Genomic DNA, 1,210 nt, shown 5'->3' on the forward strand with positions numbered 1-1,210 from the left:
TAGGGAAACGCTGATCAATGCACCAGCTGCCCAAGTTGCGGGCGAGGTGGCGTGGAATTTTCTGGATGACGAAGCGAATCGACGCTCAATTCAGTGAATTGGGCGCGGAAACGAGCCTATCTGCTCGCGTTTTTCATACGCATGACGGATTGCTCCCATGGACTGATCGCAAGAGATTTCGCGCAATCACCAGATTCGCGAGAGCGAACAAGCTGAACAGTTGCGCGGTGTTCTTGGCCAAGCCCTTGTACCGGGTCTTGCGATGGTGAAACAGGTTCTTGACGATATGAAAAGGATGCTCAACTCGCGAACGAATCTGCGCCTTGGTTCGCTCGAACGCGATCACCAAGTCCTTCAGCGCGCCGTCCTGCATCGCCTTGATCTTTCCCCGCTTGGCAGCGACGTACCACTTCACGGTCTTTCCCGCCATTTCCTCGCGCTTCTCGACGCCGATATAGCCCGCGTCGGCGAACACCTGCTCCTCATGTCCGTGCAGCAGGGCATGCGCTTGCGATACATCCGACACGTTGGCCGCCGTGCCAACCACACTGTGGATCAGGCCCGAATCAGCATCGACTCCCACGTGGGCTTTCATCCCAAAGTGCCATTCGTTTCCCTTCTTCGTTTGATGCATTTCCGGGTCACGACTCTTCCGGGCGTTCTTGGTCGACGGCGGCGCTTCAATGATCGTCGCGTCAACCAGCGTGCCTTCCTTCATCATCAGCCCACGCTCGCACAGCGAGATGCCAATCTCGTCGAACAACTTCCGTGTCAGTTCGTGTTCGATCAGCAGGCGCCGGAACTTCAACAGCGTGGTTGCATCAGGCACGTTCTCGACTGCCAGATCGATGCCGGCGAAGGCTCGCAGCGCGATGCTGTCATACAGGGCGTCTTCCAATCCTTCGTCCGAAAGTCCGTACCACTGTTGCAGGAAGTAGATCCGAAGCATTCGCTCCAGGCCAATCGGCGGGCGTCCTCGCGTGCCCTTGGGATAGTGCGGCTCGATTGCCGACAGCAAGCGCTGCCATGGAACTACTTTCTCCATCTCGGCCAGGAAGCGTTGGCGTCTGGTCACTCTCTTCTTGCCCGCAATTTCCGCTTCCGCGAAGCCGATCTGCCTCTTCATCGTGAGTCTGTTCCGTGAGCTGCCTTCTATAACGTCCTCAGCTATGCAAACGATGACCACCGAGCTTAATAAATCAGCGTTTCC

The 1,210-nt window shown here is 56.9% G+C and carries 1 protein-coding gene; it reads right to left on the reverse strand.

Going from position 1 to position 1,210, the window contains the following annotated elements; translation table 11 throughout:
• Nucleotides 1-133: 133 nt before the first annotated feature.
• Nucleotides 134-1,126: an IS5 family transposase gene (locus QCE58_RS33960; protein WP_250522770.1), complete on the reverse strand. Its 993-nt coding sequence runs from the start codon at nt 1,124-1,126 to the stop codon at nt 134-136.
• Nucleotides 1,127-1,210 lie beyond the last annotated feature (84 nt).

Origin of the sequence: Caballeronia sp. LZ028, assembly GCF_031451415.1 — a bacterium.
Lineage (GTDB): Bacteria > Pseudomonadota > Gammaproteobacteria > Burkholderiales > Burkholderiaceae > Caballeronia > Caballeronia zhejiangensis.